The sequence below is a fragment of the Micromonospora sp. NBRC 110037 genome, assembly GCF_001652995.1.
In the GTDB taxonomy this organism is placed as follows: domain Bacteria; phylum Actinomycetota; class Actinomycetes; order Mycobacteriales; family Micromonosporaceae; genus Micromonospora; species Micromonospora chalcea.
The window spans coordinates 1,388,919-1,415,064 of sequence record NZ_BBVA01000002.1 but is presented as its reverse complement, the minus strand read 5'-3'; the positions used below and the strand labels follow the sequence as shown (position 1 = coordinate 1,415,064).

At 74.8% G+C, this 26,146-nt stretch carries 22 protein-coding genes; 4 read left to right on the top strand and 18 right to left on the bottom strand.

The window, feature by feature from the left end; all coding sequences use genetic code 11:
• Positions 1-2 precede the first annotated feature (2 nt).
• The 5 genes from A4R25_RS05375 to A4R25_RS05355 all read right to left on the bottom strand — a co-directional run bounded on the left by A4R25_RS05375 (position 3) and on the right by A4R25_RS05355 (position 5,644).
• On the bottom strand, positions 3-1,271 hold the full coding sequence (locus A4R25_RS05375) for a D-alanyl-D-alanine carboxypeptidase family protein (RefSeq protein ID WP_064445816.1): 1,269 nt from the start codon (positions 1,269-1,271) through the stop codon (positions 3-5).
• Between the two features lie 98 nt (positions 1,272-1,369).
• Positions 1,370-1,786 (bottom strand): protein-tyrosine phosphatase family protein, encoded by a 417-nt coding sequence (locus A4R25_RS05370; RefSeq protein ID WP_030499976.1) that lies wholly within the window; start codon positions 1,784-1,786, stop codon positions 1,370-1,372.
• Between the two features lie 98 nt (positions 1,787-1,884).
• On the bottom strand, positions 1,885-2,505 hold the full coding sequence (locus A4R25_RS05365) for a hypothetical protein (protein WP_043323730.1): 621 nt from the start codon (positions 2,503-2,505) through the stop codon (positions 1,885-1,887).
• 13 nt (positions 2,506-2,518) lie between these two features.
• On the bottom strand, positions 2,519-4,303 hold the full coding sequence (locus A4R25_RS05360) for a DUF4012 domain-containing protein (protein WP_064445815.1): 1,785 nt from the start codon (positions 4,301-4,303) through the stop codon (positions 2,519-2,521).
• 78 nt (positions 4,304-4,381) lie between these two features.
• On the bottom strand, positions 4,382-5,644 hold the full coding sequence (locus A4R25_RS05355) for a glycosyltransferase family 4 protein (RefSeq protein WP_064445814.1): 1,263 nt from the start codon (positions 5,642-5,644) through the stop codon (positions 4,382-4,384).
• 144 nt (positions 5,645-5,788) lie between these two features.
• Here A4R25_RS05355 and A4R25_RS05350 point away from each other — a divergent pair, with 144 nt between their 5' ends.
• On the top strand, positions 5,789-6,343 hold the full coding sequence (locus A4R25_RS05350) for a protein-tyrosine-phosphatase (RefSeq protein WP_043330096.1): 555 nt from the start codon (positions 5,789-5,791) through the stop codon (positions 6,341-6,343).
• Here the strand turns inward: A4R25_RS05350 and A4R25_RS05345 are convergent.
• Positions 6,324-7,775 carry a polysaccharide biosynthesis tyrosine autokinase gene (locus tag A4R25_RS05345; protein ID WP_043323724.1) on the bottom strand — a complete coding sequence of 484 codons (1,452 nt, stop codon included), beginning with the start codon at positions 7,773-7,775 and terminating at the stop codon, positions 6,324-6,326. The two genes, A4R25_RS05350 and A4R25_RS05345, sit on opposite strands and share 20 nt — an antisense overlap.
• A 185-nt stretch (positions 7,776-7,960) precedes the next feature.
• Between A4R25_RS05345 and A4R25_RS05340 the strand changes: the two genes are divergently transcribed.
• Together A4R25_RS05340 and nhaA are read left to right on the top strand one after the other, a co-directional pair.
• Positions 7,961-9,808, top strand: a complete 1,848-nt coding sequence (locus A4R25_RS05340; RefSeq protein WP_064445813.1) for a nucleoside-diphosphate sugar epimerase/dehydratase — start codon at positions 7,961-7,963, stop codon at positions 9,806-9,808.
• A 154-nt stretch (positions 9,809-9,962) separates the two neighbouring features.
• The gene (gene nhaA, locus A4R25_RS05335; RefSeq protein WP_064445812.1) at positions 9,963-11,261 is read left to right on the top strand and encodes a Na+/H+ antiporter NhaA; all 1,299 of its coding nucleotides are present in this window, start codon (positions 9,963-9,965) and stop codon (positions 11,259-11,261) included.
• Between the two features lie 55 nt (positions 11,262-11,316).
• On the opposite strand, the gene A4R25_RS05330 is transcribed toward nhaA, so the two are convergent.
• From A4R25_RS05330 to A4R25_RS05300, 7 genes are all read right to left on the bottom strand, one after another.
• Entirely contained in the window at positions 11,317-11,904 is a 588-nt protein-coding gene (locus A4R25_RS05330) for a TMEM165/GDT1 family protein (protein WP_043323720.1), read from the bottom strand.
• Positions 11,905-12,131: 227 nt separating this feature from the next.
• Complete coding sequence (egtD, locus tag A4R25_RS05325) at positions 12,132-13,097, bottom strand: L-histidine N(alpha)-methyltransferase (RefSeq protein ID WP_043323718.1); 966 nt, start codon at positions 13,095-13,097, stop codon at positions 12,132-12,134.
• A gap of 38 nt (positions 13,098-13,135) precedes the next feature.
• Entirely contained in the window at positions 13,136-13,882 is a 747-nt protein-coding gene (gene egtC, locus A4R25_RS05320; protein ID WP_064445811.1) for an ergothioneine biosynthesis protein EgtC, read from the bottom strand.
• A gap of 9 nt (positions 13,883-13,891) precedes the next feature.
• Positions 13,892-15,220: an ergothioneine biosynthesis protein EgtB gene (egtB, locus tag A4R25_RS05315; RefSeq protein WP_064445810.1), complete on the bottom strand. Its 1,329-nt coding sequence runs from the start codon at positions 15,218-15,220 to the stop codon at positions 13,892-13,894.
• Positions 15,217-16,452, bottom strand: a complete 1,236-nt coding sequence (gene egtA / locus A4R25_RS05310; protein ID WP_064445809.1) for an ergothioneine biosynthesis glutamate--cysteine ligase EgtA — start codon at positions 16,450-16,452, stop codon at positions 15,217-15,219. Before egtA ends, egtB begins: the two co-directional genes overlap by 4 nt.
• 156 nt (positions 16,453-16,608) lie before the next feature.
• Complete coding sequence (locus tag A4R25_RS05305; protein ID WP_064445808.1) at positions 16,609-17,340, bottom strand: hypothetical protein; 732 nt, start codon at positions 17,338-17,340, stop codon at positions 16,609-16,611.
• A 16-nt stretch (positions 17,341-17,356) separates the two neighbouring features.
• Positions 17,357-17,992, bottom strand: coding sequence for an RNA polymerase sigma factor (locus A4R25_RS05300; protein WP_064446479.1), 636 nt, complete (start codon positions 17,990-17,992; stop codon positions 17,357-17,359).
• A 496-nt stretch (positions 17,993-18,488) separates the two neighbouring features.
• Here A4R25_RS05300 and A4R25_RS05295 point away from each other — a divergent pair, with 496 nt between their 5' ends.
• On the top strand, positions 18,489-19,868 hold the full coding sequence (locus tag A4R25_RS05295) for a serine/threonine-protein kinase (protein WP_082930917.1): 1,380 nt from the start codon (positions 18,489-18,491) through the stop codon (positions 19,866-19,868).
• Between the two features lie 62 nt (positions 19,869-19,930).
• On the opposite strand, the gene A4R25_RS05290 is transcribed toward A4R25_RS05295, so the two are convergent.
• The 5 genes from A4R25_RS05290 to A4R25_RS05270 all read right to left on the bottom strand — a co-directional run bounded on the left by A4R25_RS05290 (position 19,931) and on the right by A4R25_RS05270 (position 26,027).
• A complete protein-coding gene (locus A4R25_RS05290) occupies positions 19,931-22,411 on the bottom strand; it encodes an ABC transporter permease (RefSeq protein ID WP_064445807.1) in 2,481 nt (826 codons plus the stop codon).
• A 5-nt stretch (positions 22,412-22,416) separates the two neighbouring features.
• The gene (locus tag A4R25_RS05285) at positions 22,417-23,130 is read right to left on the bottom strand and encodes an ABC transporter ATP-binding protein (protein ID WP_064446477.1); all 714 of its coding nucleotides are present in this window, start codon (positions 23,128-23,130) and stop codon (positions 22,417-22,419) included.
• 200 nt (positions 23,131-23,330) lie between these two features.
• Positions 23,331-23,996 (bottom strand): response regulator transcription factor, encoded by a 666-nt coding sequence (locus tag A4R25_RS05280; RefSeq protein WP_043323707.1) that lies wholly within the window; start codon positions 23,994-23,996, stop codon positions 23,331-23,333.
• Positions 23,993-25,195: a sensor histidine kinase gene (locus tag A4R25_RS05275; RefSeq protein ID WP_373887991.1), complete on the bottom strand. Its 1,203-nt coding sequence runs from the start codon at positions 25,193-25,195 to the stop codon at positions 23,993-23,995. The genes A4R25_RS05280 and A4R25_RS05275 overlap by 4 nt, the downstream gene beginning before the upstream one ends.
• A gap of 139 nt (positions 25,196-25,334) precedes the next feature.
• A complete protein-coding gene (locus A4R25_RS05270) occupies positions 25,335-26,027 on the bottom strand; it encodes a DUF305 domain-containing protein (RefSeq protein WP_064445805.1) in 693 nt (230 codons plus the stop codon).
• Between the last annotated feature and the right edge of the window lie 119 nt (positions 26,028-26,146).

Below are 26,146 nucleotides of genomic sequence, written 5' to 3'. Positions count from 1 at the left end.
GTTCAGGCGCGGCGGCGTCCGCGGCGGCGGGACCGGCCCCGGCGGGCGGCGAGCACCGCCGCCACCCCGCCGACGGTGAGGGCGAGCAGACCGGCGAGCGGCACGATCATCCGCCAGTCCCCCTCGCCGACGCGGCGCAGCGCGGTGCCGGCCGGCCCCCGCCACGGCGGCGAGACGGTACGGGCCGGCGCGGCTGCGGGAGCGTTACGGGGTTCCGCCGCCTCGGCGTCCCCCTCACCCGGCTCCACCAGCCGGCCGACCGAGGCGTCCCGGGGCAGCCCGAAGCCCCAGTCGAGCAGCTGGGCGCCCTGCTGCCAGCCGCGTACCGGCCGGGCCTCGGCGCCGAGCAGCGTCACCACGAGACGGCGTCCGCCGCGTTGCGCGGCGCCGACGTAACTGTGCCGGGCCAGCTCGGTGAAACCGGTCTTGCCGCCGAGCGCGCCCGGATAGCGGTAGATCAGCTGGTTCTCGTTCTGGATCTGGAACCCGCCCTTCTTTAGGGCGGGCTGGGCCGGGATCTGTGTGCGTTCGGTGAGCGCGTACCGGCGGAACGCGGCGTCGGCGAAGCAGGCCCGCGCGATCAGCGCCAGGTCGTACGCGGTGGTGAACTGCCCGGGGCCGTCCAGTCCGGACGGGGTGACCGCGTGGGTCTGCCCGGCGCCGAGCCGGCGGGCCTGCGCGTTCATCTCGGCGACGCCGGCCTGCGTGCTGCCGGCGCCGAGACGGGCCAGCATGTTCGCCGCGTCGTTGCCGGACTGCAGGAGCAGGCCCAGCCAGAGCGTCTCCACGCTGTAGCGGCCACCGACGAGCAGCCCGACGGCCGAGCTGCCCGGTTCGATGTCGAGGTCGGCGCGGGTCGCGACGGCCACCTGCTTCGGGTCGAGCCGGCTCAGCATGGTGGCGGCCAGCAGCAGTTTCTGGGTGCTGGCCGGCGTGCCGGGGACGTGCGCCCCGCACGCGCCCAGAACGGCGCCGGTGTCCAGGTCCGCCACGAGCCAGGTGCTGGCGGTGACCGCCGGGGGCGCGGGGCTGCCCGGCGGCGCGACCAGTCCGGCGCCGGCCAGCGCCTCCCCGCCCACCGCCGCCTGTTCGGGTGTCGTGGCCGGCGGCGTCGGGCGGGGCGGCCGGCTCACCTTCGGCGCGGGCTGCCGGGGGCAGGGCACGGTGGCGCCGGGCGCGGGGGCCGTCCCGGGGGCGGCCGGCGCCGGTGCGGGTGTCCCGGCGGCGAGCAGGGTGACGGCGGTGACGGCGGCCAGGACCCGGGCTCTCATGAGAAGGCACCATACCGAGCCCGTTGATCAGGGCCGGGTGGCTCACCGGGGCCGTGACGCGGCGCCGATCGCCCGGCCCCGCTCGGTGACCGGGCGAGTCAGCGGACGCCGCGCAACCACCATCGTTGCCAGGGCGTCTCCACCGCCCGCCGATGGTAGCGGGAGCGGACCCAGGCCACCGCCCGGGCGGGCGGCAGCCCGTCCAGTACGGCGAAGGCGGCGAGCGCGGTTCCGGTACGCCCCACACCGCCGTGGCAGGCCACCTCGACCCGCTCGCCCGCGTACGCGCGCCGCCACGCCTCCCGGAGCGCGTCGAGCGCGTCGGCGCGGTCGGCCGGGATCCAGAAGTCGGGCCAGCGGATGCGCCGGGCGGGCCACTCCGGTTCGGGGCCGGGCGCCAGCAGCAGCGCGAAGTCGGCGGGCGAGGCGGGCTCGGCGACTCGCCGCCCGCGGACGGTGGCGCCCCCGGGCAGCGTGAGCAGGCCGGCCTGATCGGTCCACGGTGTCGCGTCCATGGCCCATTGTGTCGTGTGGCACGGACACGTGAGTGCCCGCCGGACTCCGTCCGGCGGGCACTCACGATCGAGCCGGGTCTTTCCCGGCGCGCCCCGGATCAGCCGAGGCGACGGCGACGCCAGGCCATGGAGGCCAGCAGCAGCACCGCGCCGGCGGCGGCGAGGCCCCCACCGAGCTTCAGCGGCGTGCCGATGCTGTCACCGGTGACCGGCAGCCCGCCGTGGTGCGGGGACTTGGTCGGCCGCGGCGGCAGGACGGTGCCGGTGGCGCTGGCGATCCGACCGGACGTCAGACCGGTGGCGGTGAACGTGTACCGCCCGGGCCGGGTCGGCCGGTAGGTCACGGTGAAGTTGCCGCTGGCGTCGGTCGTCACGGTGAACGTGGTCGGCGCGGGCTGCGGCTGGGCACGGTTGGGCGTGTAGGCGACCGGCGCCATCGCCACCGTGCTGCCGTCGCTGCGTCGCGCGGAACCGTCGGCCGGGGCGGCCGCGGGCAGGCCCGAGATCGCCACGTCGATTCGGACCGTCTCGTTCGGCCCGAAGTTCGATCCCCGCAGGGTGAACGTCTCGCCGAGCCGGATGGTCGTCGGTGAGACGGTCAGCGACGCGACCTCGGGCGGGTAGACCGGGGGTTGCGGCTGCGCCGCCCCGGCCGCGGTCGGCACGGCCGCTACGGCCAGGCCCACCGTGAGCGCCATGATGATGCGGGATAGCCGCATGATGGTTTCCCTCCTACTGTTCACAGCTTGGTGCGTTGACTACTTGGGTGGTCCATGGGGTGACGGTGGGCGTGTGCACCAGCTCGGCCGTCCCGGCGCCGGTCTGGCCGGTGAGCACCGTGACGTCGAGCGTCCGGGTCTGCCCCGGGCGGGTCTCCACGTTGGCCACCGCCACCTGGCGGCGGCCGTCGGTGCCGCTGCCCATCGCGGTGTCCCTCCCGTCGAGCCGCCCGGTGAGGACGGCGCCCCCGGTGGGCGTGTGGACGGAGACGAAGGTGCGTGCGGTGTACTTGTCGCCGGACAGGGCCAGCCCGGTCACCGACTTGGTCAGGCCCGACTTCGGGGCGGTGGAGTTCACCGTCACCTTCAGCCGCAGCTCGCGGCGCCCGTCCGGATGGCATTCGCCGACCGTCACGGTGGCCGAGAACCTGAGGTAGTAACCGAGCTTCGCGCCGCTGCCGTCGTTGAGGAACACGCCGACAGTCGGCACGGTGTCCTTCTCCGGGAGCTGACCCGCCAGCCGGGTGTCGGCCAGCGCGCGCTGCTCATCGGATCGGACACTCCAGAACAATATCCGACGTTCGCTAATGGAACGACTAAAAACGGTCAAAAGCGACCGAGGGTCGACCGTCTTGGTGAACAACGTGTCGAACACGCCGGACGCGGCCCGGGCGAAGAACACGTCCTGGTCCTTGGTGTCCAGGTCCCGGTACGAGTCACTGAGCAGCGTCCGCACGGCGGTGGCGGCGGCCAGCGAAGGCCCGTCCGGCACGGTCACCGGGCCGACCACGCCGAGCAGGTACGACAGGACCACGGGGTCCACCGCCAGCACGCCGTCCACGGTGGTGCCGGTACGGCGGCGCACCATGTCCCGGTAGAGCGCGGCGGCGGCCGGGAAGTCCGGGCTGAGGTTCACATCCGCCGGATAGATGCCCGGCAGGTCGCCCCAGAGCCGCTTCGCCTCCGCGCCGATCTTGAGCGGTGGGTCGAAGGACCGCAGGTCCGACGAGCTGCCCTGCTTGACCAACCGGACCCGGCCGCCCTCGGCCCGCAGCACCGCGTACGCGCCGAACATGCCGCCGGTGGCGCGCAGCTCGGCCGGATTCTGCGAGACGAGCAGATAACTGCGTGGCCCGTCCGCACCGAGCAGCGGCGGCAGCAGCCGCGCGCCCCGATCCGCCGCCGAGGTCAGCTCGCCCAGTCTGTCCAGCTCCGCGCGCAGCGCGGTGACCGCGTCGCGCACCTGCGCCACGAGGCTGTCCACCGGCACCTGCCGCAACCGCTCGGCGGTGGCCCGGACCGCCTGGTCGGCCGCCGTGACCTCGGCCGAGACCCCGCGCAGGCGGGCCAGGTCCAGCCGGCCCTGCTTCGGCACCAGCGAGGCGAGGTCGACCCGCAGCAGCGTGGGGAACGCGAGCCGGGCCAGGTCGTCCACCGCCACCGAGATCTGCCGCACCGCGGCCAGGTTGTCCCCCGCGTAGGGGGCCTGCTGGCCGGCCCACCAGACCGGATCCCCGGTAGCGCCGCGCGCGGCGGCCGCCTGCTCCTGCAACGCGGCGAGCGTGCGCTGCGCCCGGGCCACGTCGCCGTCGAGCACCTGGGCGCTGAGCTCCTTGGCCAGCCCGGCGGCGTTGACCAGGTGGGCGCGGGCCTGCCAGCCCCGGAACGCCACCCAGCCACCGGCGCTGAGCAGCACCGAGACGACGACCAGCCCGGTCAGCAGGATCCGGCGGACCCGGGCGCGCCGGCGCCGCCGCGAGCGCCGTCGGCGGCCGGGCGAAGGACCGGGTCCGGACACAAAATCCTCCTACGAGACGAATAAGACACTTTTCGCAATCGAGATGCTTTCTAGCATGGAAAAGGAAGCTTTAGTTGGCTATTCCGCCGCTCTGTCGGCTTGCACCGCTTCTGCGAGTTTTGCTCGCTTCGGCGCCACACCCGCCGCCTCCTGCAGCAGGGCCTCGATCCGGTCCACGCCGGTCCGCATCGACATCTCCCGCAGGTACGCGCCCCGGCCCCGCCTACCCATGTCGATCCGGGCGGCCGTCGGGATGGCGGCGGCCAGCCAGAAGCGGTCGGCGAGCGCCGCCCAGTCCTCCGGCGGGCAGGACAGCCCCGCGCGGGCCCGCTCGACCAGCTCCGCCGTCTCCCCACCGGCGGAGGCGACCACCGGCGCGGCACAGGAGAGCGCGGCCTGGAGCTTGGCGGGCACGGTCCCCCGCAGCTCGGGCAGGTCGCGCTGCGCCACGAGCTGATAGTCGGCGGCCGCGTAGAGCTGCGGCATGTCCACGGCGGACCGTCGCTCGACGAACCGGACGTTGTCCGCGCCGAGCTCGGCGGCGAGCCCCCGCACCCGCCGCTCCTGCGGACCGGAGCCGACCAGCACCAGGTCCATCCGGTCGCCGAGCGCCGCCGCCGCGCGGACCGCCGTCTCCAGCCCCTGGCGCACGCCGATCGTCCCGGCGTGCATCACCACGCAACGGTCGTCCCGCCGGATGAGCCGGCGGACGGCCGGACCGGCCTGGGTCGGACGGAAGATGCGTTCGTCGGTCCAGTTGAGCACCGTACGCACCCGCGCCGGATCGGCCCCGCGGGCGCGCACCAGATCCGCCATGGACGGCGAGCTGACCGCCACCACCGTCGCCTCCCGGTAGAGGCGGCGCATGGCGGCCTCCAGCCGGGCCGGCGCCCGGTCGCTCTGTGCCGGGCCCGGCTCGTGCTCCGTCCAGACGTCCTGCACGTGCAGGACGGTGGGCGTACGGCCGAGCAGCCGCAGCAGCCCGGACGCCGCGAACGTGACCGCCGGGTGACCGAAGACGTAGAGCGCGTCGACGCCCCGCAGCAGGCCCCGCCCGGCGAGCGCGGCGCTGCCGGCGAAGGAGAGCCAGCTCGCGGTACGGGCCCGGGGCGTGCCGTCGCCGCCGGCGTACCGGGGCACCCGGCGTACGGTCAGCCGCTCGCTGTGCGTCTGGTGCCGCCAGCGCTGCCGCCAGCCCGGATAGACGTGGCCACCCGGATAGTCCGGGAACCCGGTGAGCACCCGTACCTCGTGGCCCCGGGCGACCAGCTCCTCGGCCAGGCTGCCCGGGACGAACGCCGGCTCCGGCGGGAAGTGGTACGACAGGATGCCGATCCTCATGTCCACGCTCCCGGCGCGGCTTGCCGGACGGGCGCGCGGCGCGGCGCGTACGATTCCGGCAACCCCTCTGCGTCCGGCCGCGACAGCCGGAAGAACGCCGTCGCGGCACTCTGCGCCGCGACCGTGCCGACGAGAGGGGTGCAGATGGTCGACGAGGTCCTCTTCGTCTGCCACGCGAACATGTGCCGGTCACCGATGGCGGAGTTCATCGCCCGCCGGATGCTGGCCGGTCTGCCGCTGGCGGTCGCCAGCGCGGGCACCGACGCGATCGACGGCGCCGCCATGCACCCGTACGCGGTCGAGGTGGCCGCCCGGACCGGCGCGGACCCGGCGGCCTTCCGCACCCGGCGGCTGCGCCCCGAGCACCTGACCGGAGCGGCGCTGGTGCTGACCGCGACCCGCCGCCAGCGCTCGGCCTGCACCGCGATGGCCCCGGCCACGCTGGCGCGGACGTTCACGCTCCGGCAGTTCGCCCGGCTGGCCACCGAGGCCCGGGCGGACGAGGCGGAGGCGGGCACGCCGTTGCGGGCGGCGGTGTCGGCCGCCGTGCGCGCCCGGGGGCGGCTGCAACCCGCCGCCCCCGACGTGGACGACCTGCGCGACCCGATCGGCGGCTCGCCGGCCGACTTCCGGCGGTGCGCGGAGGAGATCGAGCGGTCGATCCGCCCCGTGCTCGCGCTCATCGCGACAGCCGGGTGAGTTCCTGCGTCCGGTCGCCCCCGACGGCCTTGGCGCCCCGGCGGCTGCCGGCCCGGTCGGCCGGCACCGAGGGCGCGGCCGGCGGCACGACCACCTTGTACGCCTCGTACTGGTAGGCGTCCGACTTGGCCACCTTGGCCATGTTGAGCACGCAGCCGAGCAGGCGCACCGAGACCGAGCTGAGCGCGTTCGCCGCCGCCGCCACCTGGCTGCGCGAGGTCCGGCCCTGCTGGGTGACCAGGAGCGCGCCGTCGGCCTGCACGGCCACCACCACGCCGTCGGTGACGGCCAGCAGCGGCGCGGTGTCGATCACCACGATGTCCGCCGAGTCCCGCAGCGCCACCAGCAGGTCCGCCATGGACTTCGAGCCGAGCAGCTCGCTCGGGTTGGGCGGGGTGGCGCCGCTGGGCAGCACGAGAAGGGACTTCTCCCCCCAGCGCTGCACCACGTCACCGACCTGGACGTCGCCGACCAGCACGTCGGTGAGGCCGACGCCGCCGTCGAGGCCCAGGTAGTCGGCCACCTTCGGGCGGCGCAGGTCGGCGTCGATGAGCAGCACCCGCCAGCCCGCCTCGGCCAGCGCGATGGCGGTGTTGCAGGCCATGGTGGTCTTCCCCTCGCCCTGCAACGCGCTCGTGACCGCGATGACCCGGGCCGGCTCGTGCACGTCCACGAAGCGCAGGTTCGTGCGCAGTTTGCGGACTGCCTCGGCCCGGGCGGAGGTGGCCGCCGCGCCGACGATCAGCGGCGCCGCCTTCGCGCCGTTCTCGTACGGGATCTCGCCGAGCAGCGGGCTGCCGGTCACCCGTTGCAGCGCGGCGCCGTCGCGCATCCGGACGTCGGCCAGCCCGCGCAGCACGGCCAGCGCGGCGCCGAGCAGCAGGCCCAGCACACCGCCCATGACCAGGTTGCGCGTGGGCTGCGGCGAGACCGGGCTGGACGTCACCCGGGGACCGCTGACGACCTCGATCTTGATCGGCGGGGCATTGCCGTCCGGCGGCGTCTCGACCTTGCGCACCAGCTCGGTGAACTTCGTCGCGAGCGTCTCGGTGGTCTTCAGCGCCCGGGTCTGGTCGGTGTCGGTGATCGTGGCCTTGAGCAGGACCGTGCCGGTCGTGCTGGCGGTCCGGATCCGGCTGCGCACCTGGTCGGCGGTGAGACCCAGCGGCGCGTCGGCCACCACGCTCTGCGCCAGCCGGTCGCTGGTGAGCAGGTCACCGTAGGACTTCACCCGCTGCTGGAGGAAGAGGCTGCCCTGGTAGGCGTCGGTGACGCCCTGGCTGGGCGTGGTGACGAAGAACGTCACCGAGGCCTCGTACCGAGGCGCCGTCCGGACCGTCACGAGCGCGGCGGTGCCCAGGGCGAGCATCACCGTCACCAACACGATCCACCAGTGGCGTCGGACCAGGCGCAGGTAGCCGAGAACGTCCATCACGCCCTCCCTAGCGACACGCCGGTCTGCCGATGAAACTGCACGAAAGCCCCCTAAAAGCACCCGTACCCGTGCCAGGATCGAATCGCCTATTCACGACGTTACGTGACTTGACGAATGTAAACGACCGAACAGGCACAGAAGGTCTAATCCTTTCAATCCGGATAGGACACAGAGGGCAGCCCATGGATCGTGAAGCCAGCACAGCAGTGCGACCGCACCGCCGGATCACCCACCGCGCCGCCACCCTTTCCCTGTTAACGCTGGACACGGCCGCGTGGTGCGGAGGATTTCTCGGCGCCGCCTGGACGAGGTACGAGTTCGACCTGACCGTCGCAGCCAGCGCCCGTACGCTCGGCCTGGCGCTGGCCTGCGCCGCGCTGTACGCCGCGCTCACGCTGCTGCGCTCCCGGATCTACGGCCGCTACCCGATCGGCAGCTCGGGGGACGCACAGGGGCTCGCCGTCACCGTCGCGCTCGTCGCGGCCGTCGGCGCCGTCGCCGTGATGCAGTGGACGCGGCATCCCGTACCGGCCAGCACGCCGCTCGTCGGCGGCACGGTGGCGCTGGTGGTGATGGCGACCGCCCGCGGCCTGTGGCGTGCCCACGCCGACCGCCGGCCACCCGCCCCACGGAACGCCGAGCGCTGCCTGGTCTACGGGGTGGACGCGGCCAGCGAGCGGCTCGTCCGGGTGCTGCTGCAGGATCCCGACAGCAGCTACCGGCCGGTCGGCCTGCTCGACGACGCGGCCGACAGCCGCGGCCTGCGGCTGGAGGGGCTGCGCGTGCTGGGCGGCCGCGAGCAGGTCGGCGACGCCGTTCGGGCGACCGGGGCGACCACCGTCATCTTCTCGATGAGCGGCTCGGACCCGCAGCTGCTGCGCGACGTGCGTACCCGGACCCTGGAGGCCGGGGCGGCGTTCAAGGTGCTGCCGCCGGTGCGCGAGCTGCTCGACCGGCCGGTCGCCGCCACCGACGTGCGCGACGTCCAGCTCACCGATCTGCTGGGCCGGGCGCACCGGGTGGCGGAGCTGAGCGTGGAGCGGGGTGGGCTGGCCGGCCGGCGGGTGCTGGTGACCGGCGCCGGCGGCTCGATCGGCTCGGAGCTGTGCCGGCAGATCGCCCGCTGCGAGCCGGACGAGCTGATGATGCTCGACCGGGACGAGTCGGCGCTGCACGCGCTGCAGATGTCCCTGCACGGGCGCGCGCTGCTGGACGGGCCGGAGCTGATCCTGGCCGACATCCGTGACGCCGAGGGCATCGCCCGGGTGATCGCCGACCGGCAGCCCGACGTGGTGTTCCACGCCGCCGCGCTCAAGCACCTCACGCTGCTCCAGCGCCATCCCGGTGAGGCGATCAAGACCAACATCCTGGGTACGCTGAACGTGCTGGAGGCGTGCCGGGACGTCGCCCAGTTCGTGAACATCTCCACCGACAAGGCGGCCAACCCGGCGAGCGTGCTCGGCTACTCCAAGCGGATCACCGAGCGGCTCACCGCGTACCACGCGCAGCGGCTCAACGGCACCTACCTCAGCGTCCGGTTCGGCAACGTGCTCAGCAGCCGCGGGTCGGTGCTCACCGCGTTCCAGGCGCAGATCCGCGCCGGCGTGCCGGTCACCGTCACCCACCCCGACGTCACCCGCTACTTCATGACCGTCCAGGAGGCGGTGCACCTGGTGCTCCAGGCCGCGACCATCGGCCGGGGCGGCGAGGCGCTGGTGCTCGACATGGGCGAGCCGGTCCGGATCGCGGACGTGGCGCGCCGGCTCGCCGCCGAGGCGGACCGGCCCGTGGAGATCGTCTTCACCGGGCTGCGGCCCGGTGAGAAGCTGCACGAGCACCTGTTCGGCGCGGACGAGGTGGACACCCGCCCGCTGCACCCGCTGATCTCCCACGTCCCGGTGCCGGAACTGGACCCGGACGAGGTGCGGACGCTGGACCCGTACGCGGAACCGGACGAGCTGATCAAGCGACTGGCGGAGTTCTGCGAACCGGCCGGCGCCGCCCTGCCGGCGCTGCCCGGCCAGCGCTGACCGGAGCCGGTGGGACGCCCGCCCACGAGATGGGACGAGCGTCCCACCGGCCCAGCTCGCCGCCGGTCCCGGCGGCCATTAGGCTTGGAACCGGTGTGCCGGGAAGCCTGGTCGGCGATGGATTCGCCGACCCCAGCTCCCGAACGGACGCCGCATGACCCACACCCCACCTCCGTCGCGCCTGCTCTCCCGCCGCTCCTGGCCGGAGGCCCGGTTCCTGGCCGACGTGCTGCGCACCGAGACGGTCGGCGGCGCTCTGCTGCTGCTCGGCGCCGTGATCGCGCTGATCTGGGCCAACTCGCCGTGGCGCGCCGGGTACGCGGAACTGAGCCACTGGGTGCCCTGGCCCGGCGGCGCGGCGCTGCACCTCGACCTCAGCCTGCGCACCTGGGCCGCCGACGGGTTGCTGGCGATCTTCTTCTTCGTGGTGGGCCTGGAACTCAAACGCGAGTTCGTCGCCGGTGACCTGCGTGACCCCCGCCGGGCCGCGCTGCCGGTGATCGCGGCCATCGGCGGCATGGTCGCGCCCGCGCTGATCTACCTGGCGGTGACGCTCAGCGCCGGCGGCGCCGGACTGCGCGGATGGGCCATCCCCACCGCCACCGACATCGCGTTCGCCCTCGCCGTGCTCGCCGTGGTCAGCTCCCACCTGCCGCAAGGGCTGCGCGCGTTCCTGCTCACCCTCGCGGTGGTGGACGACCTCTTCGCGATCACCATCATCGCGGTGTTCTACACCGCCGACTTCCACCCGCTGCCGCTGCTCGGCGCGCTGCTGCCGATCGCCGTGTTCGGGTTGCTCGTGCAGCGGCGCCGCACCTGGTGGTGGGCGCTGATCCCGCTGGCCGTGACCGCCTGGACGCTCGTGCACGCCTCCGGCGTGCACGCCACGGTGGCGGGCGTGCTGCTCGGCTTCACCGTGCCCGTGCTACGCGGACGCGACGGCTCGCCCGGCCTGGCCGAGCGGCTGGAGCACCGCTGGCGGCCGGTCTCCGCCGGCCTGGCCGTACCGGTCTTCGCCTTCTTCGCCGCCGGGGTGACGCTGGTCGGCGTGGACGTGGGCGGCGTGCTCAGCAACCCGGTGGTGCTCGCGGTCGCCGCCGGACTCGTGCTGGGCAAGGTCGTCGGCGTGTTCGGCTCGACGTACCTGCTCGCCCGGTTCACCCGGGCCGAACTGGACGAGGAGATCACCTGGGCCGACCTGCTCGGACTCGCGCTGCTGGCCGGCATCGGCTTCACCGTGTCGCTGCTCATCGGCGAGCTCGCGTTCGGCACGGGCAGCCCGGAGGAGGACGGCGTCAAGGTGGCGGTGCTGCTCGGCTCGCTGACCTCCGCCCTGCTCGCCTCGGTGGTGCTGGTCCGCCGCAACCGGGTCTACCGCCGGATCAGCGAACGGGAGAACCGGGACGCCGACGGTGACGGCATCCCGGACGTCTACCAGGGCGGAACCGCCTGACCCGCGTCGCGCCGGCCGTCCCCGGAGCGGGAACGGCCGGCGCGACACGGGCCGATCAGTTCAGCTCCGCCACCGCCTCGAAGATCAGCCACAGGCCGCAGATGGCGAACAGCACTGCCGCGCCGTAACGGATCGCCCGCTCCGGCAGGTGCCGGCCGAGCATCCGGCCCACCAGGATCGCCAGCGCGTCCGCGGCGACCATACCGAGCGTCGACCCGAGCCAGGTGCCGAACCAGCCGTACTTGGTGGCCAGCGTGATGGTGGCGAGCATGGTCTTGTCGCCCAGCTCGGCCAGGAAGAACGCCACACCCACCGCGAGGATCGCCGACTTGCCGCTGCGTTCGGCCTTGCGCTTCTCCTCCTCGGTCAGCTTGTCGCCGCGCAGCGTCCACGCGCCGAATCCGAGGAACGCCAGGCCGGCGATGAGCGAGATCCAGCCGGTGGGCAGCGCGGCGTTCAGGCCGTACCCGATGGCCACCGAGGCCAGGTGCACGATCGCGGTGGCGATCGTGATGCCGATGAGCACCGGCACCGTCTTGAACCGAGTGGCGAATGTCAGCGCCATGAGCTGGGATTTGTCGCCCAGCTCCGCAACGAAGATCACGCCGAAGCTGACCACCAGCGCGACGAGGAAACCCTCCATGTGAACCTTCCCGATCAAGCCGGGAGGAGGAACGGGGGCGCCCTCGACCCGGCTGCGACAGCCTGAGTCGAAGGTCTCGCCCGCCCCGGAGACCGGGGCCGCGTGGCCGGATGCGGAACGCACCAGTGTGTCGACCACGACATTGGGGGCTACTCCCCTTCGCGCAGCCAGCCTAGCCGATCACCCGCCGGGCCCGTCAGCGGGTGTGGCCCGGACCACCCAGGCACTCAGTCGGCCCGGGCCAGGCTCACCCCGAACAGCCCGCCCGGGTCGGTCCAGAACGCCTGCCGGGTGAACCCGGCGGCGGTCAGCTCGGCCGCGATCCCCTCCGGCCGGAACTTGGCCGACACCTCGGTACGCAGCTCCTCGCCGGCGGCGAACACGACGTCGGTGTCCAGCACCCGCACCGTCGCCGGGCGCTCGGCGCGCAGCCGCATCTCGATCCACTCCCGCTCCGGGTCCCAGACCGCCACGTGCCGGAACGCGTCGACGTCGAAGTCCGCGCCCAGCTCCCGGTTGATCACCCGGAGCACGTTGCGGTTGAACTCGGCGGTCACGCCCGCCGCGTCGTCGTACGCGGGCACGATCACCGCCGGGTCCTTCACCAGGTCGGTGCCGATCAGCAGCCAGTCGCCGGTCTCCAGCGCCGCGCGCATCGCGGTGAGGAACCCGGACCGCTCCACCGGCAGCAGGTTACCGATCGTGCCGCCGAGGAACGCGACCAGGCGCCGGCCGCCGGTGGGCAGCCGGTCCAGGTGGCGGGTGAAGTCACCGACGATCCCCCGCACCCGCAGCCCCGGGTACGCGGCGGCGATCTGCTCGGTGGAGGAGCGCAACGCGCTCACCGACACGTCCAGCGGCACGAACGTGCCCAGGTCGCCGTGCCGGGTGAACGCGTCCAGCAGCAGGCGGGTCTTCTCCGACGAGCCCGACCCCAGCTCGATCAGCGTCTTCGCGCCGGTCAGGGTGGCCACGTCGTCGGCGTGCGCGGCGAGCACGGCCCGCTCGGCCCGGGTCGGGTAGTACTCCGGCAGGCGGGTGATCTCCTCGAACAGCTCGCTGCCCCGGGCGTCGTAGAACCACTTCGGCGGCAGCCACTTCGGCGTCGCGGCCAGCCCCACCCGTACGTCCTCCCGCAACCCACGGTCGAGGTCCCGCTCCTCCAGGTGGATCTCCAGCGGCTCCGCGCTCATCAGGTGTCCTCTCTGTCCTGCCGGTGATGGGAAGAACGTCAGGCGGCGGTCAGCTCCCGCACGTCGAACCGGCCCGTGGACGCCACCACGAGCCGGCCGTCCGGCACCGCCTGCCAGGCCGGGTCGTCGTCGAACGGTTCGGAGGCCAGCAGCACCGAGTCCGGCCCGCGACGCGCCGACAGCGCGTGGCCGCCCGTGCTCGCCACCACCGTCGTACCGTCGGTGAGCAGCAGGTTCAGCCGTGAGCCGGGAGCGGCTGCGGCGACCGCCGCGACCGTGTCGGCGACCGCCTCGTCCGGCGGCGCCCCGGCGCGCAGCCGGTGCCGGACCAGCGCCCACAGCAGCGCCGAGTCGGTCGGCACGTCGAGCGTGATCAGGTCGCGCACGGGCAGGCCGGCGGCGATCGGGACCAGGCTGTCCGGCCAGCCCCGCACCACGCCGTTGTGGCTGAACAGCCACCGTCCCTCGGCGAACGGGGCCGCCGCCGTCTCGTGCAGCGGCATGCCGACGGTGGCGGACCGGACCGCCGCCAGCACCGCCCGCGCCCGCGTCACGGCGGCCAGCTCCGGCAGCGTGGTGTCGCTCCACATCGGCTGGGCCCGCCGGTACCGGACCGGGTCGCCGTCGTCCGGGTACCAGGCGACGCCGAAGCCGTCGGCGTTTATGGTGCCGCCGCCGCGCATGTCACGCGGCGCCCACGACTGGCGCAGCAGGCCGTACGGCGGGTCGAACAGCAGGCTGCCCAGGAGCACGGGTGGACCGAGGTACGCGAGGTGACGGCACATCGGGCCGGCTCACTCCTCCGGTCCGGCGTCACGGGCGCAGCGGAAACCGCTGAAGATCTGCCGCCGGATCGGGTAGTCCCAGTTGCGGAACGTGCCCCGGCAGGCGGACCGGTCGGTGCCGAACGAGCCGCCCCGCAGCACCCTGTGGTCGTCGCCGAAGAAGACCTCCGAGTACTCCCGGTACGGGAACGCGGTGAAGCCCGGGTGCCCGCGGAACGGCGACGAGGTCCACTCCCACACATCGCCGACGAGCTGGTGCACGCCCAGCGGCGACGCGCCCGCCGGGTACGCGCCCACCGGCGCCGGCCACAGGTGCCGCTGGCCCAGGTTGGCGTGCTCGGCGCCCGGATCCTCGTCGCCCCACGGGTAGCGGCGGGACCGGCCGGACGCCGGGTCCCAGCGGGCCGCCTTCTCCCACTCCGCCTCGGTGGGCAGCCGCTTGCCGGCCCACGCCGCGTACGCCTGCGCCTCGTACCAGCAGACGTGCACCACCGGCTCGTCGTCGCGGACCGCCGACCAGCGGCCGAACCGGCGGTACGCCCAGCCGTCGCCGTCGCGCCGCCAGTGCATCGGCGCGCTCAGCTCCGCGTCGATCCGGTGCCGCCAGCCGGCCTCGCTCCACCAGCGCGGCTCGTCGTATCCGCCGTCGGCGATGAACGCGCGGTACTGCCCGTTCGTGACCGGCGCGGCGTCGATGAGGTACGCGGGCAGGTCGACGGTGTGCGCCGGGCGCTCGTTGTCCAGCGCCCACGGGTCGGTGGAGGTGCCCATCGTGAACGGCCCGGCCGGCACCCGTACCTCCCCGCCGACCCGGGACCGGGGCTCCGGCGGTGGCGGCGCGTCCAGCACCGGAGCGCCGGCGCGCAGCTGGTGGGTGGCGAGCATGGTCTCGTCGTGCTGCTGCTCGTGCTGCACGATCATGCCGAACGCGAACCCGTCGGCGACCAGGGGACGCTCGGTGAAGCGGATGCCGTCGAGCAGGTCGAACACCTTGTCGCGGACCGTACGCACGTAGGCGCGCGCCTCGGCCGGCGGCAGCAGCGGCAGCGCCGGGCGGTCCTTGCGGGGCTGCTTGAACGCGTCGTAGAGGTCGTCGATGTCGTGGCGCACCGGTTCGCGGCCGCCGACGTCGCGGACCAGCCACAGCTCCTCCTGGTTGCCGACGTGCGCCAGGTCCCAGACCAGCGGCGACATCAGCGTGGAGTGCTGCCGGACCAGGTCGTCGTCGTCCACCGCGTCGGTGAGCGCCGCGGTGCGGGCGCGGGTCCGCTCCAGCTCCGCGGCGATCCGGTCGCGCAGTCGTTCGGCGTCAGTGCCCGGTCGCTCGGTCGTGGTCACCGGTGTCCCCTCTCCGCGGCGGCACGTCGCCGCCGGATCTCTCGGTGGGTCTCCTCGTGGATGGCGGGCGGCAGATCGAGCCGGGGCAGGGCCGTCAGGGCCAGGTCGAACAGCGCCGCCGCGGCGGTCGCCAGCGGGCGCTCGGCCAGTCCGCACCGGGCCGCCGCGCGCCACCGGTCGGCGACCGGCGCGGCCGCCGCCAGCGCGTCGCGGGTGGTCGCCGGGTCGGCGAAGAGCGCGGCCAGGACCGTCAGCGGCACGGTCCACGCCGCCCCGGGCTGTGCGTCCAGGTAGCGCAGCTCCAGGTAGCCGCGCGGGCGCACCGGCGGGAACAGCGTGCTGACGTGGTACTCCAGGTCGTCGGTGGTGGGCGGCCGGGGCAGCGCGCCGGCCAGCCAGTCGGCGAACGTGACGTCCGGCGGCGCGGTCCAGTCCGGGCCGTCGCCGCGTACGCAGAGCAGCGGCGCGGCGAGCGCGTACCCGGTCCAGGCGGCCACCGGATCCTCGTCGGCGCGTTCGGGCGACCACACCGGACGGGTCCGGGCCGGGTCGATGGCCAGCCAGGTGGCCATCCGGGCGGAGGCCCAGCCGGTGGCCCGGCCCGCGTGCCGGTCGGCGGTGGCGAAGGCGGCCAGCAGCGGCGGGCCGACGGCGTGCGCGGCGGCCCACCGCTGCGCGAGGTGCTCCGGCTCGCCCGCGTCGAGGCAGACCTGCAGGCCCGCCGTGCTGTACATCATCGCCCGCCCCGCCGGGCCGCGCCGGTCGAAGGCGCACCGCATGGCCCGGTAGCGGGGGGTTTCCACGACGGGTCGCGGCAGCCGCCAGGGGTCGATCCCGCTACGGCCGAGCACCAGCCCGGCGGCGTCCAACCGGGCCCGCAGCTCGGCGACGTCGGCCTCGGTGGCCAGGACGAGCGCGCCGACAGTCGGTCGCGGCGCGGCGGAGATCTCCACCTGCCCGCCGGGCTCCACGGTCACGGCGCTCGCGCGCCGGAGCTCGTCGGCCGGGCTGGTGGGGTCGAGCGTCACGGGGCTGTGCCGCCCCAGCGCCCTGCGTAGTCGCTCGCGGTCGACCGGCCGGGCCGGGTCCGCGGCGTCGTGCACGGTCCATTCCAGTTCGACGCCGACGAGCGTGGGCGGTCCGGTCTTGAAGCAGATCCGGGCCAGATGGCCCCGGGCCGCCTGCTCGTCGCCCAGGACGACGGCGCGGTCCAGGTCCGGCGACATCACCATGGGGCGGCTCCTCCTCGGCGACGGACGACCACGGTGCCGCGACGCGCCCGGCCCGTTCGGCGCGGGACGCCGTCACACCATCCTCTGTCTAGCAGACGTGATCCGCTTGCCCGGAGAGATGAATTTTTGTCCGGAATCTGATTGCGCCCCCCGCGCTCAGTCGTCCTCGTCCTGGTCGTCGTCTTCGGCTGGCGGGGTCCCCGAAGGCTCCCCCACCAGATTCCGGCAGTAGCTCTCCACCTGCTCGGGGCCGCCGGCGGCGGCCACCAGGTCGGCGAAGCCGGGCCTGGTCAGCGCCTTCTCCCGCTGCCGCTCCGACTTGACCAGGTAGGCGCGGCAGTGGGCGACGATCCGGTTGTTCCCCGCCGGGGGCGCGGGCGGCGCGGCCGGGACGCTCGGCGTCGGCGTCGGCGTCGGCGTCACGTCGCGGGCCGGCCGGGACGCCGCGCCCGACGCCTCGCCGGCCGGTGTGCTCGGCGCCGGCCGCGACGGCCCGGTGGCGGTGGGGCCGGTGACGCCCGGGCCGCTGGTGGCCGGCGCCGGCGGGATCACCGGGTCCGGGTGGCGGTCCAGGCGTACGGCGGCGAAGGCCACCCCGGCGACCGCGGTGGCGGCCAGCCCGGACAGCGCGGCGGCGATCCGCAGGCGCCGGCGCGGCCGGACCGCGGGCACGGGCCCCGGCGCGGGCGCGGCGCGGGCGGCCCGGAAGGCGGCGACCGCCCGGTCCTCGCCGGCGATCTCACCGGCGGTGGCCGGGCCGGCCGCGGCCGACAGCAGCCGGGTCAGCGGGTCGGTCTGCGGCCCCGGTGGCGACCCGGCGCGCGCGGCGTCGAGCAGACGATCGGATTCCGCCCGGTCGGCGGGCCCGCCGGACCGGCGAGGGTGCATGCCGTCTCTCCTCACGTCAGCCCTCCGCCGGCTCGGCCTCGGGCGCGTGCGGCACCTGGCGGTCGGTACGGGGACGCGGCGCGAGGGCGCCCCGGGAGCCGTCCGGGGCAGTGTCCGCCGCCGAGCGCTCCAGCATGGCAGCCAGCCGGCGAAGGCCCCGGTGCGCCGCGGTGCGCACGGCTCCGGCCCGCCGTCCCAGCACCCGCCCGGCGGTCTCCGCGTCGAGGCCGATGACGGCCCGCAGCATCACCGCCTCCGCCTCGGCCGGCGGCAGCGTACGGATCAGGGCCAGCGCGCTCTCGGTGGCGATGGCCTCGCCGGCCCGGTCGGCGGTGTCCGCGTCGGCGGCCAGGTCGTTGAGCGCCTGCACCGGCACCGGTACCGACGGACGCCGCCGCTGCCGGCGCAGATGGTCCATGGCCCGGTTGCGGGCGATCGTGACCGCCCAGGCGCGGAACTCGCCACCGGTGAAGGAGGGCAGGTCGCGGGAGATCTGGAGCCATGCCTCGGAGGCCACGTCCTCGGCGTCGGCGCCGACGAGAGCGGTCAGGTAGCGCAGCAGGGCGGGCTGCAGGCTGCGGTAGAGGAACCGGAACGCCTCCTCGTCGCCGGCCTGCGCCGCGGCGACCGCCTCGTTCAACTCGGCCGTCACGGTCGCCGTCCGGACCGGGTCGCGTGCGGGCACCGGGCACGCCGAGGAGCCAGTGGCCACACCGCCATCCGCACCCCGCCCCCCGGTGAGTTGATCTGACACTCGCACACGGGTGCGATGAGCCATGGACACTGCCGCGCGGCACGGGCGTCGGCGGACATACGGTACCGACGGCTCGGGGCGGCCGGGAGCCGGGCCGACGCCTGGGAACGCGGGGCGCTCCGGCAAGACGCCAGGGCCGGAGGAAGAGAGAGAAATGTCTACGCCCGTCACCGGCGTGTCGAGGTAACGCAACGTACGGAATCGACGCTCCCCGGCGCAACCGATCGTGCCGGGCCCCGCGGGCGGACAGCGACGTGCTGTCACATTCTGGCCGATCGTGCCGGTCCGGTCACGGTGCGCCGATCAGCGTCCCGGCTGCTGGAACGCCCCGCTGAAGGCTTTCGATCCCGCGCCGAGATCGCGGGAAATACTTCGCGCCCGCTGTGGGTACGGTATGGGGGTGCTGTCCTCAGACGTCGTACTCAGCGGTCGGTACCGCCTGGAAGACCGTGTCGCCACCGGCGGCATGGGCGACGTCTGGCGTGCCACCGACCTGGTCCTCGGTCGTCCGGTCGCGGTGAAGGTGCTCCTTCCCGCCCTGGTGTCCGACCCCGACTTCATCGCCCGTTTCCGTTCCGAGGCGCGGATCATGGCCTCGCTGCGCCACCCCGGCGTGGTCCAGGTCTTCGACTGCGGCGAGGACGAGCTGCCCAGCGGCGGCCGGGCCGACTACCTGGTGATGGAGTTCGTCGCCGGTGAGCCGCTGTCGCGGCGGATCGAGGACGCGGGGTGCCTCGAGGTCGCCGAGACCATGTCGATCGTGGCCCAGGTGGCGCAGGCGCTGCACGCGGCGCACGGGCGCGGCATCGTGCACCGCGACGTGAAGCCGAGCAATCTGCTGGTGCAGGACGACGGCACCGTGGTGCTCGTCGACTTCGGGGTGGCCCGCTCGACCAACGTCACGAGCATCACCAGCACCAACGCGGTGCCCGGCACCGCCCTCTACATGGCGCCGGAGCAGGCCGCCGGCCGGCCGGTCTCGGGCGCCACCGACGTGTACGCGCTCGGCGCGGTCGCGTACTGCTGCCTCACCGGCAGCCCGCCGTTCACCGGTGACAACCCGCTGCAGGTGGCCGTACGCCATCTCGACGACGAGCCGCCGGAGCTGCCGGCGGAGATCCCGGCGTCGGTGCGCGAGCTGGTGTCCCGGGCGCTGGCCAAGGACCCGGCCGACCGCTACCCGAGCGCCGCGGCGATGGCCGACGCGGCGCGGGCCGCCCGTACCGACTCGCCGACCGCGACGATGGCGCTGCGCGGCGCGGCGGGCCCGGCGCGGTCCCGCGACGATCAGCCGGCGGTCCGGCCGGGCGCCGCGGTGGCGACGTCGCGGCGGCGGGGCCGGCGCGGCACGCTCGTCGGGGCGCTGGGCGCGGTGCTGGTGGCGATGGGCGCGTTGGGCGCGCTGGTGGCCGCCGCGAACGACACCGCCGAACCCGCCACGAAGATCGACAAGACGGCGCCCGCGGTGGCGCCGAGCGACCCGGCCGCGGAGCCGGTCGTCGACGAGCCGACGGCCGGCGACGACTACACCTACCGGCCGGTCGGCCCGGGCGGCCGGCCGTCGGCCACGCCGTCGGTGACGCCGAGCGCCTCGACGGTCCCGTCGGCGCAGCCGAGCGTCAGCGAGGAGCCGGCGCCCACCGGCGCGCCGACCACCACGCCGCCCAGCACGCCGGCGACGACGGAACCGGTCACGCCAACGTCGACCCCACCGAGCACGCCGCCGACCGAAGGGGGCGGTGAAGCCGGCGGGCAGCCGGCCACCGAGCCCTGACCCACGACGAGCCGGCCCCGCCCGCGGCGGAGCCGGCTCGTGGCGTGTCCGGGCGGTGGTGCTCAGTCCGCGCCGAGCGACGCCACCACCGGCCGGGACAGCGCCCGGCGGGCCGGCAGGACCGAGGCGAGCAGCGCGGCCACCACCGCCACCGCGACGATCAGCCCGATCCGCGCCCAGGGCAGGACGAGCGTGAAGTCCCCGCCGATGCGGGCCACCACTGCCATCGCCCCGGCGGCCGCCCCGGTGCCGAGCGCGATGCCGAGCAGCGTGCCGACGAGCGCGGTGAGCACCGCCTCGACCGCCAGCACACCCCGCATCCCGGCCCGGCTCAGTCCGACCGCGCGCAGCACCGCCGTCTCCCGGGTGCGTTCCACCACGGACAGGCTGAGCGTGTTGGCGACCCCCACGAGTGAGATCACCACGGCGAGGCCGAGCAGCGCGGTGACGAACCCCAGCACCAGGTCGACGGTGCCGGTGAGCATCTTCTTGTACGCGGCCTGGTCCATCACGTTCACCGTCGGGTAGCGCGCCAGCACCGACTCGACAGCGGTCCGGGCCTCGTCGACGCTCACCCCGGCGGCCGGATCCACCTCGGCCAGGTAACCGCGCACGGTCGGGAACATGGCGGTGAAGTCGGCGTCCAGCACGTCCACCAGGTGCCCTGGGGGCACCGGGCTCCCGGCCAGGACCGGCTCCTCGTCGGCCACCACCGCGGCGACCCGGAACGGCCGCCCGGCGAGCGTGATCGTGGAACCGGCCGTCCAGCCCCTGGTCGCGGCCAGCTCGCGGTGCACCAGCACCGCCCCCGGGCCCAGGCCGGCCGGGTCACCGGCGTCGACGGCGGACAGCGTGCGCCGGACCAGCGCCGGGTGCGCGGCGCGCAGCTGCACGTCGCCGACCACCCGGCTGCGCTGCTCGTGCACCACACCCAGCTCCGGGCGGGCGGCCAGGTCGCCGGCAACGGTGGCCGGCAGGTCCCCGCCGATGCCGGTGACCAGGAAGTCCACGCCGATCCGGGCGTCCACCGCGCGTTCGATGCCGGACTTGACGCTCGCCGCGCCGACCACGAAGGCGGAGACCAGCCCGATGCCGATCACCATCGCCGTCGCGGTGGCGGCGACCCGGCGCGGGTTGCGCACCGCGTTCGACACGGCCAGCCCGCCGGTGGCGCCGAACGCCGCGCGGAACGGCCCGCCGAGCACCCGTACCAGCGCCGGCACCAGCACCGGGCCGAACGCCACGATGCCGCCGAAGGCCAGCAACCCGCCGGCCGCGACCAGCACCACCTGGCCGGTGGCACCGGCGCCGGCCAGCGCCGCCACACCGGCGGCGAGCGCCAGCGCGCCGACCGCCAGCCGGATCCGCCCGGCCGGACGGACCGGGTTGACCGCCGCGTCGGTGAGCGCGGCCACCGGGGCGACCCGGGTGCCCTGCCAGGCCGGCAGCGCCGCCGACGCCACGGTGAGCAGCGTCCCCAGCCCCAGCGACAGCAGCAGCGTACGCGGGGTCAGGGTGAGCCCGCCGCCCAGCGGCGCGCCGGTGCCGGCGAGCAGCACGCCGAGGCCACCGGCCACCGCCGCGCCGGCCAGCACCCCCACGACGGAGGCGAGCAGGCCGGTCACCGCCGCCTCGGACAGCGTGGCCCGGTAGATCTGCCCCCGGGTGGCGCCGACCAGCCGCAGCAGCGCGGTACGCCGGGAGCGCTGGGCGAGCACGATGGCGAAGGTGTTGGCGATCACGAAGCCGGCCACCACCACCGCGACGGCGGCGAACGTGCCCAGCAGCATGCCGAACTGCCGCAGGTCGCGTACCGCGTCGTCGACCGCCGCGTCGAGGATGGCGTCGCGGTCCCGGACCGTCACGTCCGGTCCCACCACGGCGCGGATCCGGTCGGCCAGCGCCGCCGTGTCCACCCCGGGACGGGCCGCCACCATGATCCGGCCGTAACCCTTCTCGCCGCTGACGGCCAGCGCGTCCGGGCCGGTCAGCCCGATGTAGGGGCCGCCGACGTCGCGGGAGCTGCCGTCCACGTCGACGGCGCCGACAAGCGTGTACGGCCGGGCCGCGCCGTCGCGTCCGCCGATCGACACCGGGCCGCCGACGGTGAAGCGCTCCTCGGCGACGGTCTCGTCGTCGAGCACCACCTCGCCGGGGCGCTGCGGCAGCCGCCCGGCCACCACGTCGTAGGACTGCAGGGCCGCCTCGGTGGGGACGGCGGCGAGCACCGCGTACCCGAGCACGGGACGGCCGTCGGCGCCCACCACCCCGGCGGAGCCGGTCAGCTCGCCCGCGGCGGCGGCCACCCCGTCGAGGGCGCGTACCCGGTCCACGAGCGCCGGGGGCAGCGGGTCGGTCTCGGCGTACGCGGCCAGGTCGGTGTGTCTGTCGAACTCACCGGCCCGCTCGTACGCCCCGGCGCGCATGCCGTCGATGAACATCAGCGTGCCGGCGACGAACGCGACGCCGAGCACGATCGCCAGCGAGGACAGCAGCAGGCGCAGGCCGTCGGCGCGGACCTGGCGCAGGGTCAGGCGCAGCATCCCGCTCACCGCCCTGCCGGCGTCACGGCCGGGTCGAGCCGGCTGAGCGCGTCCCGGACCGCGCCGACCGTGGGCGCGTGCAGCTCGTCGACCAGCCGGCCGTCGGCGAGGAAGACCACCCGGTCGGCGTACGCGGCGGCGGCCGGGTCGTGGGTGACCATGACGACGGTCTGACCGAGCATGTCCACCGCCTCGCGCAGCAGCCGCAGCACCTCGGCGCCGGAGCGCGAGTCGAGGTTGCCGGTCGGCTCGTCGGCGAAGATCACCCAGGGTCGGGTGATCAGCGCGCGGGCCACCGCGACGCGCTGCTGCTGCCCGCCGGACAGCTCCGCCGGGCGGTGCCCGAGGCGGTCGGTCAGGCCCACCGCCGCCACCACCTGCCCCAGCCACGCCGGGTCCGGGCGACGGCCGGCGATCGCCAGCGGCAGGACGATGTTCTCCTGCGCGGTGAGCGTGGGCAGCAGGTTGAACTTCTGGAAGACGAAGCCGATCCGGTCCCGGCGCAGCCGGGTGAGCCGCCGGTCGTCCAGGCGCGTCAGGTCGGCGTCACCGATGTGTACCGCCCCGGCGGTCGGCCGGTCGAGGCCGGCGAGGCAGTGCAGCAGAGTGGACTTGCCGGAGCCGGACGGGCCCATGACGGCGGTGAACCGGGCGGCGGCCAGGTCGAGGTCGACGCCGTCGAGCGCGACGACGCGGGACTGCCCGGCGCCGTACTCCATGCGCAGCGCGCGGGCGGCGAGGGTGACGCCGGTGGTCGGTGGTGCGGACACTGAGGTGCTCCTGTCGGACACGGTCTTTCTGACAGTTCCGACGCTAGGGGCGGCACCACCTGGTTGATCTCCACCTGCGCGCTCGACCTCGATGCGACGGAGGTCGTCCCCCACCGGGGAAACCCGTACGACCTGAGGCGTACGCCGGGTCAGCCGCCGGGCGTGATCAGGCCGCTCTCGTACGCCAGGACGACCGCCTGGACCCGGTCGCGCAGCTGGAGCTTGGCCAGGATGCGGCCGACGTGGGTCTTCACCGTCGCCTCCGCGACGTGCACCCGGGCGGCGATCTCGGCGTTGGAGAGCCCCTGCGCCACCAGCAGCAGCACCTCCCGTTCCCGCTCGGTGAGCTGGGCCAGCCGGGGATCGGCGGCCGGCGCGGGGCCGAGCTGCCCGGCGAACCGGTCGAGCAGCCGCCGGGTGATCGACGGGGCCACCACCGAGTCGCCCTGGGCGACCACCCGGATCGCGGCCATGAGCTCCTCCGGCGGCACGTTCTTGAGCAGGAACCCGCTCGCCCCGGCGCGCAGCGCGGCGAACGCGTCGGCCTCCGTGTCGAACGTGGTCAGCGCCAGCACGCGGGGGCGCCCGTCGTCGCGCCGGGCGCAGATCCGCCGGGTCGCCTCCACCCCGTCCATGGTCGGCATGCGCAGGTCCATCACCACCACGTCGACGGCGACCCGGTCCAGCACCCGCAGCGCGTCCGCGCCGTCGATGGCCTCGGCGACCACCGCCAGGTCGGGCTGGGAGTCGAGCACCATCCGGAACCCGGCGCGTACCAGCGCCTGGTCGTCGACGATCATCACCCGTACCGTCACGCCGCCGCGCTCCCTTCCCCGGTGCCGGCCGCCGGGGCCAGCGGCAGCCGCGCCCGCACCCGCCAGCCACCGGCAAGTGTGGGTCCGGCGGCGAGGCTGCCGTCGTACACCCCGACCCGTTCCCGCATGCCGACCAGGCCGTGACCGCCGGACGGCGCCGGGCCGTCGACCGGACGGCCGCGCCCGTCGTCCACGGCGCGGATCACGACGGCGTCGGCGCTCCAGTCCAGCGTCAGCTCCACCGACGCGCCGACGCCCGCGTGCTTGAGCGTGTTGGTCAGGCTCTCCTGCACCACCCGGTAGACGGTCAGCTCCAGGCCGGGGGGCAGCGGCGGCGGCGCGCCGGCGCCGCCGCAGGCGACCCGCAGCCCGGCGGCGCGGAACCGGTCGAGCAACGCGGGCAGCTCCACCAGCGCGGGCCGGCGGTGCGCGGGCCCGTCCGCCGGGTCCGGCTGCGTCGCTGTGGGTTCCCGCAGTACGCCGACCAGGCGCCGCATCTCCTCCAGCGCCGCCCGGCCGGTGTCCGCCACCACCTTGGCCGCCTCGCGGGCGGTGGCCGGATCCCGGTCGAGCGTGAACCGCACCCCGTCCGCCTGCACGATCATCACGGCCATGCTGTGGGCGACCACGTCGTGCAGCTCGCGGGCGATCCGGGTGCGCTCCTCGGCGACCGCGGCCCGCGCCTGCGCCTCCCGTTCCCGTTCCAGCGTCGCGGCCCGGTCCTCCAGGCTGAGCACGTAGAGCCGGCGGGTCCGCAGGTTCAGCCCGGCCAGCCAGACCGCGCCGACGATCAGGGCGTAGAAGAACGCGCCCATCCACCAGGGCCCGGCGCCCGGCGTCTGGAGCGCGGCGAGCACCCCGCCGAGCACGGCGACGACCCCGGCCACGATGCCGTCGCGGAGCCGGTCGGCGTACTTGACCACGCTGTAGAGGGCGATCAGCACGGCGATGTCGTAGGCGAGCGGACCCCAGCCGGCGATCACCTGGACCAGCGCGAGCGCGGCCACCGCGGCGGCGACCGCCGTCGGGTGGGCACGCCGGAAGAACACCGCCACCGCCGCCGCCAGCCCGACCGCGAACGCGGGTACGCCGATCTGGCCGGCGACGTACGCGGAGACGGCGAAGAACACGACCAGCCCGCAGACGGCGGTGTCGAAGGCGATGCCGCGCAGCGGACGGCCGAGGATGAGGCGAGCCACGATTCCCCAGCCTAGGCCCGCTCTCCCCACCCCTCTCCCGCCACCCCACCTCGCGATGATCATGAGGTTGACGGGCGTCGTCGTCCGATTTGTCGCCGCCAACCTCATGATCACCGCGAGGTGGGGTGGGGTGCGGGGGTCAGGAGGACAGGAGGGCTCGCATGCGGGTGATCTCGGCGGACTGCTCGACGGCCACGCCGGTGGCGAACTCCTGCATGGCCTGGTCGGCGCCGACCTTCAGCAGGTCGGTGGACATCACGATCGCGCCCTGGTGGTGATCGGTCATCATCCGCACGAACATCCGGTCGAACGCCGCGCCCCTTGCGTCGGCGAGCTGCCGCATCGCCTCGGCGGACTGCATCCCGCGCATGCTGCCGTGGTCGTGCCCCGGCACGTCGGCGGGCAGGTCGCGGGTGCTGAGCCAGGCACGCAGCAGGCCGACCTCCGGCCCCTGGGCAGCGCGGATCCGCTCGGCCACGGCGCGGATGCGGGGATCGGCGGCCCGGTCGGGGGCGAGCGTCGCCATCTCCAGCGCCTGCTCGTGGTGCGGGATCATCATCCGGACGTACCAGACGTCGAGGCTGTTGAACCGGGGCGTCGACGCTGCCCGCACCTGCTCGGGAGCACCGGTGGCGGCCGACTCCCCCGGGCGGCCGGGGACCAGCAGCGGCGGCGCCGACGTGGTGACGCTCGGGCTCGGCGCGCCCGTCGCGGCGTCGCCCGCCGCCTCGGGCCGGGTGTCGTCGCGCCCGGCGAGCGCCAGCCCGCCGATCACCACGAGCATGACGAGCGCTGTGACGCCCACCCACACGCGCGCCTGCCGGCTGGTCATACGACGCCTCCTCCGGTCAAGGTGAAGGCGATCCTATACATAGATAAAAGTTCCCCAGTGTGACCGGGGTCACATTGATGATGGTCTCCAATCGGTAAGGTTTGGCCAATCATCATCCC